Source organism: Streptomyces sp. B15, assembly GCF_018070605.1.
GTDB lineage: Bacteria > Actinomycetota > Actinomycetes > Streptomycetales > Streptomycetaceae > Streptomyces > Streptomyces smyrnaeus.
Window position 1 is genome coordinate 54492 of the sequence record NZ_JAGPXJ010000038.1, and the last position, 7762, is coordinate 62253.

Sequence of the window (7762 nt, forward strand, 5' to 3'; positions counted from 1 at the left end):
TCCCGCCATATCCGAGAGCACGGCGTGCGACGACGACCGGAACACCGGACTGTGGAGCGAGGAGAAAACGGGTGGAGAAAGCGGTGGAAGGCAGACCCTCGTCCGCCGGCCCGGGACAGCGCCGCGGCACCGATCGCCGTACGTTCGTCGCCGGCTCGCTGGGCGCCGGGGCGACGGTGCTCGGCTTCGGCGGACTGTCCACACCGGCCGCGGCGGCCGGGCAGCGCCGGGTGGCCGTGTTCGGTGGCGGGGTCGCGGGCCTCACCGCGGCACAGGAGCTGGTCGAGCGGGGCTTCGAGGTCACCGTCTGGGAGCGCAAGGAACTGGGCGGCAAGTCGCGTTCGATCCCGGTGAAGGGCACCGGTACCGACGGGCGGCGCGATCTGCCGGGTGAGCACGGGTTCCGCTACGTGCCCGGCTTCTACCACCACCTGCCCGAGACGATGGCCCGCATCCCGGCGGCGGGCAGCGACGACGAGAGCGTCCACGACCATCTGGTGGCCCAGGCGGGAGTGCTCTACTCGCGCTCGGGCGGCCGCGAGGACCTGCAGCTCGAATCCAACCCGGACGACCTGCCGTCGCTGGAGGAGATCCAGCGGCTGGTCGTCGCGCTGGTCCAGCAGTTGGGTGCCATACCGCCGGACGAGACGGCGTTCTTCGCGCGGCAGATCGCCATCTTCGCCACCAGCGGTGAGAAGCGGCGGTTCGGGCAGTGGGAGAAGACGCCGTGGCGGGACTTCCTGCGTACGCAGGAGATGAGCGAGGAGTTCCGCAAGCTGTTCGCCGACGGGCTCACCACGCATCTGGTCGCCTCCCGCCCCGACATCGCCTCGACCCGGGCCACCGGCATCCTCACCGAGCTGTACTTCTACGCGCTCGCCGGGCGCGGCAGCACCGGCACGCTGGGCAGGGTGCTGGACGCGCCGACCAGCGAGTCGTGGATCCAGCCCTGGGTGACGTATCTGCGCCGCCGCGGTGTCCGCTTCAAGGTCGGCTGGACGGTGGAGGAGCTCACCCTCGGGTCCGACGGGCGGCTCTCCGGCGCACAGGTGCGCGGGCCGGGTGACGAGCGGCAGCGGGTGGAGGCCGACTGGTACGTGTGCGCGGTTCCGGCCGAGCGCGCCCGGAAGTTGTGGAGCCCCGCGCTCCGCAAGGCCGATCCGGCGCTGGCCCGGATGGACAACCTCCGCACCGAGTGGATGAACGGCATCCAGTTCTATCTGGACCGGCCCACCCCCGTCCTCAACGGCTTCGTCGACTACCTCGACTCGCCCTGGGCGCTGGTCTCCCTCAGCCAGGCCCAGTACTGGGACCGCGACCTGCCGGCCGAGTACGGCGACGGCGGCGTCGCCGAGTCGTTCTCCGTGAACATCGCGCAGTGGGACGCACCGGGCATCGTGTACAAGAAGCCGGCGCGCGAATGCACCCCGGCGCAGATCGCCGAGGAGACCCTGGCCCAGATGCGGGCCGCGCTGGAGGACACCGGACGCACGGTGCTGCCCGACAGGTCCGTCAAGAGCTGGCACCTCGACCCGGCGATCAGCTACCCGGACGGGGGCTCGACGGCTGCCAACGACGAACCGCTCATCGTCTCCGAGACCGGTTCCTGGGACAACCGCCCCAGCCACCGCACCGCCGTCCCCAACCTGTTCCTGGCCTCCGACTACGTCCGCGACAATCTGAGCTGCGCGACGATGGAGGGCGCCAACGAGACGGCCAAGTCGGCGGTCAACGCCCTCCTGGAGGCCGCCGGTTCGGACGCGGACCCCTGTACGGTGCACGAGCTGTACGTCCCCCCGGAGCTGCGGCTGCTGCGCAAGGCGGATGACGTGCGCTACCGGCTGGGCCTCCCCCACGTCCTGGACCGGCCCTGGCCGCTGTAGGAGCGCCGCGCCGGGCGGGACGACCGGCGCGGTAGTGCGCGACTGCCCGACCCCCGGCCGTGGCGGGTCAGCCTCCGGCCGTGGCGAGCTTCGCCGCGAAGCCGAGGAACAGGGCGCTCGCACCGGTGGTCAGTCCCGCCGACAGCCGCTTGCGGCGGCTGAACTGCGCGGACAGGTAGCTTGCTCCGAGGATCAGCACCGTGATGTAGCAGATGCTGAGCGACTGGTAGACCGCCGCCAGCAGGGCGAAGGACAGCGCCGGGTACGGATAGGCAGGGTCCACGAACTGCACGAAGAAGGAGATGAAGAAGAGGATCGCCTTCGGGTTCAGCAGCGTGATCAGCACGGAGCGGCGGAACGGGCGCTCGATCGCGGCCGACTCGGACTGCGCGGCGTCGGCGGACTCCTTGCGGGTGCGCCACGTCTGCCATGCCCCGCGCAGCATTCCGACGGCGATCCAGCCCAGATAGCCGGCTCCGGCGTACTTCACCACGGCGAAGGCCACCGGATTGGCCTGCAGCAGCGAGGCAACACCCGCCGCGGCCAGCAGCATCAGGGCCATCTCCCCGACGAAGACACCGGCCCCGGCGCGGTAGCCCACCCGTACGCCACGCCGCGCCGCCACCGACAGCGTGTACAGGGAGCTGGGCCCCGGGAGCAGAATGATCAGCAGAGTCCCCAGCGCGTAGGTGGGCAGGTTCGCCACTCCCAGCATCGGTACCACTCCGCTCTCCGGCTGTCGGTTCGGCCGCCGGGCACCGCTGTTCGGGCAACACTACGGTCTCCGACGCGTCGGTGAACGCGAATAATCCGGTGCACGCGAACAGGCGGCGCCGGCCCGGGAACCGGGTGTTCAGCGGTGCCGCAACACCATCCGCAGGCCGCCCCGTGGGCGGAGGGTGACCGTCGGCTGCAGTCGCGGCACGCCGCCGGGGGCCAGGTCCAGCCGAAAGCGCTGGGTGAGCATGGTGACGGCGGCCACCGTCTCCAGCAGCGCGAAGACGTTGCCGACGCAGCCCCGTCGCCCGCTTCCGAAGGGGATGAAGGCGTGCCGGGGCCGCCCGGTGCCCGCGCCGGGCAGGAAGCGGGAGGGGTCGAAGCCCTCCGGGTTTTCCCAGGCCGCCGGGTGCCGGTGCACGAGGTACGGCGGCACCGCGACGGTGCTGCCCGCCGGGACGGGTACGCCGTCGATCTCGTCGTCGTCCAAGGCGTCCCGCTCCAGCGTCCAGAAGGGCGGGTAGAGCCGCATCGCCTCGCTGAGGACGGCTTTCGTCCACACCAGGCGGTCCAGGTCGGCGAACTCCGGTGTGCGTCCCGCGAGTACGGTGTCGACCTCCTCCTCCAGCCGGCGCCGCGCCGAGGGGTGCGCGGCCAGCAAGTAGCAGGTCCAGGTGAGGACGGTGGCGCTGGTCTCGTGCCCCGCCATGAGGAAGGTGACGATCTCGTCGCGGAGTTGGCGGGGCCCGATCGCGGAGCCGTCCTCGTAGCGGGCCTGGAGCAGCGCGTCCAGCAGGTCCTGACTGCCGGTGTCGGCGGCCGGGCCGGCGCGGCGGCGTTCGGCGGCGAGCTGGTCGACCACCTCGTCGACGGCTTCCACCGTGCCGCGCCAGGCGCGGTAGCCGGGAGTCGTGCGCAGCCCGAGCCGGGGGGCGGGCAGCAGCAGCGGATTGCGCATCGCGGTCGTCGCGAAGTCCTGCATACCGGTGACCGCCGCCGAGACGCGCGCCCCCACGCCCCGCAGATCGGCACCGAACAGCGCCTCGCCGACGATGGAGAGGGTGAGCAGGCTCATCGTCTCCGAGACATGCACGAGCGCGCCGTCGGGTTTGCCGTCCCACTCCTGGAGGGTGCGCCGGATGGTGCCCACCATGCCCGGCAGGAACCCGCTCACCCTGCGGTGGGAGAAGAGCGGCTGGATCAGCCGGCGCTGCCGTTCCCACAGCTCGCCTTCGCTGGTGACCAGCCCGTCGCCGAGGAAGACCCGCAGGGGACGGTAGGTGGCGGCCTTGCGGTAGTTGTCCTGGCGCGAGACGAGGACGTGTTCGGCGTGGGCGGGGTGGCACAGCAGGAACAGCGGACGCCGGGGCAGCAGCGGTACCCGTACCAGATCGCCGTACCGGCGGTAGAGGCCGACGGCGGCGGCCAGCGGGTCCCGGCCGATGGCGGCGAGCAGTTGCGGCACCTCGCGCGGCGAAGGGCCGGCAGCGCGGCGGGGCCGGCCGGTGGTCGTGGCCGTCATGGCACCCTCCGTCGCAGTGTCATGGCCATCTCGTGCAGTGGGCGCAGGGTCACGGTCACCTTGGGCACGGGCTCGAAGCCGGGCAGCAGGTCCAGCCGGTACCGCTGGGTGATCATGGCGAGGGCGACGACGACCTCGATCAGCGCGAAGGCGTTGCCGATACAGCCGCGCTTGCCTCCGCCGAAGGGAATGAAGGCGTGCCTGGGCCGCCCGGCGGACCGGCCCGGCAGGAAGCGGGCGGGGTCGAAGGCCTCGGGGCTCTCCCAGACGCCCGGGTGCCGGTGCACCAGATAGGGCGGTGTGATGACGGTGTCCCCTCTGCTGACGGGCAGCCCGCCCACCTCGTCGTCGGCGGTCGCGTCGCGCTCGACCGTCCACACCGGTGGGAAGAGCCGCAGCGACTCGTTGAGCACGGCGCGGGTCCATACGAGCTGATCGGTGTCCTCCGGCCCCGGTGGACGGCCCGCGAGGACCTTGTCGACCTCCTCCTCCAGCCGGGCGCGCACCTCGGGTGCGGTGGAGAGCAGATAGAACGTCCAGGCCAGACAGGTGGCGCTGGTCTCGTGCCCCGCCATGAAGAACGTGACGATCTCGTCGCGGAGTTGGCGGGGCCCGATCGCCGAACCGTCCTCGTAGCGGGCCTGCAGCAGCGCGTCCAGCAGGTCGGGCCCCACCCGTTCGCGGCCGCTCCCGCCGCGTCCCTCCGCCCGGTCGGCGATGACGCGGGCCACCACCTGGTCGATGGTGTCCTTGGCCCGGTCCCATTGCCGGAAGCCTGGACTGGTGCGGCGGGCGGCGCGGGGCGAGATCCAGGTCAGCGGATTCTTGATGACCTTGGTGACGGCGTCCTGGAGGGTCTCCACCGCGTGGTAGACGCTGTCCCGGTCCCCCGTCAGGTCGGCGCCGAAGAGGCTGGCGCCGACGATGTCGAGGGTCAGTCCGCTCATCGCGCTGGTGGCGTCGACGACGGTGCCGTCCGGTTGCCGGTCCCATTCGTCCAGCATCCGCTCCACCGACGCCACCATCAGCGGACGCAGGGTCTCCACCCGGCGGTGCGAGAACAGTGGCTGGATCAGCCGCCGCTGTCGCTCCCACAGTTCGCCGTCGCTGGTGATCAGGCCCAGCCCGATCCACTCGCGCAGCGGCCTATAGGTGAAGGCCTTGCCGTACCGCTGCTCCCGGTCCACCAGGATGTGCTCGGTGTGCTCGGGGCGGCAGAACAGATGGATGCCGCGGCCGGGGGCGAGCGGCACCCGCACCACGTCCCCGTACCGGCCGACCGTCTGGTACATCGACCGCAGTGGATCGGAGACCGCCAGCCGCAGCAGGCCGGGTATCTGGTGGGGCCGCGGCCCGGGTGCCCGTCTCATCAACTCGCCCCTACTCGTATCCGATGGCCTGCACCACGTTCAGCTTGCCCGCACGCCTGGCCGGGGGGATCGCTCCGGCGAGGGCGATGAGGACGGCGCCGATCGCCAGCCCGACGGCGGCCGGTGCCACATTGAAGGGAATGTCCATCGCGAGCGCCTTGGCCATCACATCGGCCGACAGATAATGCAGCGCGGTGCCGACGACGAGCCCCCCGATGCCGCCCAGCACGCTGACGGCGGTGGCCTCGGTGAGGATGACGCGGCGCACATACCGTCTGCTGCTGCCCAGGGCACGCAGGATGCCCAGCTCGCGCCGGCGTTCGACCACGGACAGCATCAGCGTGTTGAGCAGCGCGAGCCCGGCGACGCCCGCGATCACCCACTGCAGGGCCAGCGCGAGCGAGCCGACCTGCTTGACGGCGGACTCGGTGGCCTTCACGCTCTCGCTGCCGTCGAGGACGTGTACGGGATAGGGCTGCTCCGTCGTCCGCTGCTCGATGCGGTCGCGCACGGCGGCCTTGTCGGCTCCGGCCTTCAGGATCACCTCGTAGTAGGAGGCGCCGGAGAGCCCGTACCACTGGGTGATGCGGTCGAGGGAGAGGGCGATGAGACCGGCGTCCATGCTCACGTAGTCGACCACGTCGGCGACCCGGATGTGCCGCTCGCCCTCGGGGGTCGGCAGCGTGAGCGTGTCCCCCTCGGACAGTCCCTTCTCCTTGGCGTACGTACCGGAGACGACGGCTCCGCGGCCGGCGAGGAGCTCCGCGCGGGCCTTCTTCGAGGCGAGGCGGTAGGCGGTGGCGTTGCTGGGGCCGTCCATGCCCAGCAGCAAGGCGCGCTTGCCCGGCTGGTTGAGGTAGGTGAACTGGCCGGCCACCACCCGCCGCACCCCGTCGGTGTCCGCCAGCTGCCGCTGGGTGTCGCGGGGCAGCAGGGGCCGTACCGGCAGTACGTCCTTGGCGGCGCGCTGCACGATCAGGTCGGAGTCGGCGAGCGTGGAGACGTTCTTCGACGCGGCGTCCACCGTGTTCTGCGAGGACCCGGTGGTGGCCACCCCGATGGCGACGGCCAGCAGCACCGTCATGAACGTCGCCCACGCGCGGCGCGGGGCGCGTTCGACCGCGGACGCCGCGATCCGGCCGCTGGGCCCGAGCCGGGAGGCGAGCCGGGCGACGGCGCGGGTGATCGGGCCGATCAGCGCGTAGGCGAGCAGGATCACGCCCAGCAGCAGCAGAGAGCCGCCGCCGAAGGACCGCTCGTCGTCGAAGGCCGCCGCCGTGACGAACGCCAGCGCGACGAGCACCGCACCGAGCCCGAGGGACCACAGCCGGCCGCTGCGCCGTTGTTCGTCGTCTCCGGTGTCCGCCGACGGATCCGCGGTGCGCATGGCCTCCACGGGCGGCACCCGCGAGGCGCGCCGGGCCGCGAGCCAGGAGGCGGCGAGCGAGGCGGCGACGGCCGCCACGAAGGCGGCGGGTACGGCGCCGACGGGCACCGCGAGCTCGACCTCGGCGTCCACGGCATCGGTGATCACCGGTGGCAGCGAGTCGATGCTGGCGCCCGCCATCGCGTAGCCGAGCGCGCTGCCGACCGCGGCGCCGACCAGGGCGAGCAGCAGCGACTCCAGCAGGAAGTCCCGCATGACGGGGCGGCGCCGGGAGCCCAGTGCACGCAGCGAGGCGATCTCCCCGCGCCGCTCGGCCGCGGCCATGTTCATGCTGTTGAAGATGAGGAAGGCGGCGACGACGAGCGCCATGAAGGCGACGAGCAGGGTGATGTTGCGGACCATCGCGGTGGCGTCGTCGGCCTGGTCGGCCCGGAACGACGGGTCGGCGACGAACACACCGGGGCCCAGTTCCTCGGCGATCCGGTCGCGCAGCGCCCCGGTGCCGGTACCTGAGTCGGCCACCACCAGCACCGACTCGACGCGGTCCCCGAGCCCGGCCAGGCGCTGTGCGACCGGCAGCGGCGCCACCAGATAGGCGCCGCCGTTGACGCTCTCGGCGGCGTTCCCGTCGAGCGTGGCGGCGACCGGCGCCCGGTGCGACTGGCCCGTCATCGACGCGACCCGTACGGTGCCGCCTTCCCTCGCGCCCTGGACGCCGGGGCCCGCGAAGACGGCGCCCGCCCGGTCGCCGCTGCCATGGCCCGCGTCCCGGACGGCGTCGGTGGCGACGCCCGACAGGTCGCTGTCGAGTGCGGCGGCCGACCGGTCGGTGCCGAACAGCAGCATCCGTTCGCCGTCGACCTCGACGGGGGAACGCACCAGC

Annotated in this window: 5 protein-coding genes; 1 reads left to right on the plus strand and 4 read right to left on the minus strand. The window is 72.2% G+C overall.

Annotated elements, in window-relative coordinates:
* The first annotated feature begins 71 nt into the window (after window positions 1–71).
* Window positions 72–1883 (plus strand): FAD-dependent oxidoreductase, encoded by a 1812-nt coding sequence (locus KBY19_RS18660; RefSeq protein WP_307843551.1) that lies wholly within the window; start codon window positions 72–74, stop codon window positions 1881–1883.
* Between the two features lie 67 nt (window positions 1884–1950).
* On the opposite strand, the gene leuE is transcribed toward KBY19_RS18660, so the two are convergent.
* The 4 genes from leuE to KBY19_RS18680 all read right to left on the minus strand — a co-directional run.
* Window positions 1951–2598 (minus strand): leucine efflux protein LeuE, encoded by a 648-nt coding sequence (gene leuE / locus KBY19_RS18665; protein WP_099886977.1) that lies wholly within the window; start codon window positions 2596–2598, stop codon window positions 1951–1953.
* A 138-nt stretch (window positions 2599–2736) separates the two neighbouring features.
* Window positions 2737–4122 (minus strand): cytochrome P450, encoded by a 1386-nt coding sequence (locus KBY19_RS18670; protein WP_185018975.1) that lies wholly within the window; start codon window positions 4120–4122, stop codon window positions 2737–2739.
* Entirely contained in the window at window positions 4119–5492 is a 1374-nt protein-coding gene (locus tag KBY19_RS18675; RefSeq protein WP_247691133.1) for a cytochrome P450, read from the minus strand. Before KBY19_RS18675 ends, KBY19_RS18670 begins: the two co-directional genes overlap by 4 nt.
* Window positions 5493–5502: 10 nt before the next feature.
* The coding region (locus KBY19_RS18680) for an FtsX-like permease family protein (RefSeq protein ID WP_210966215.1) at window positions 5503–7762 on the minus strand (2260 nt) is incomplete at its 5' end.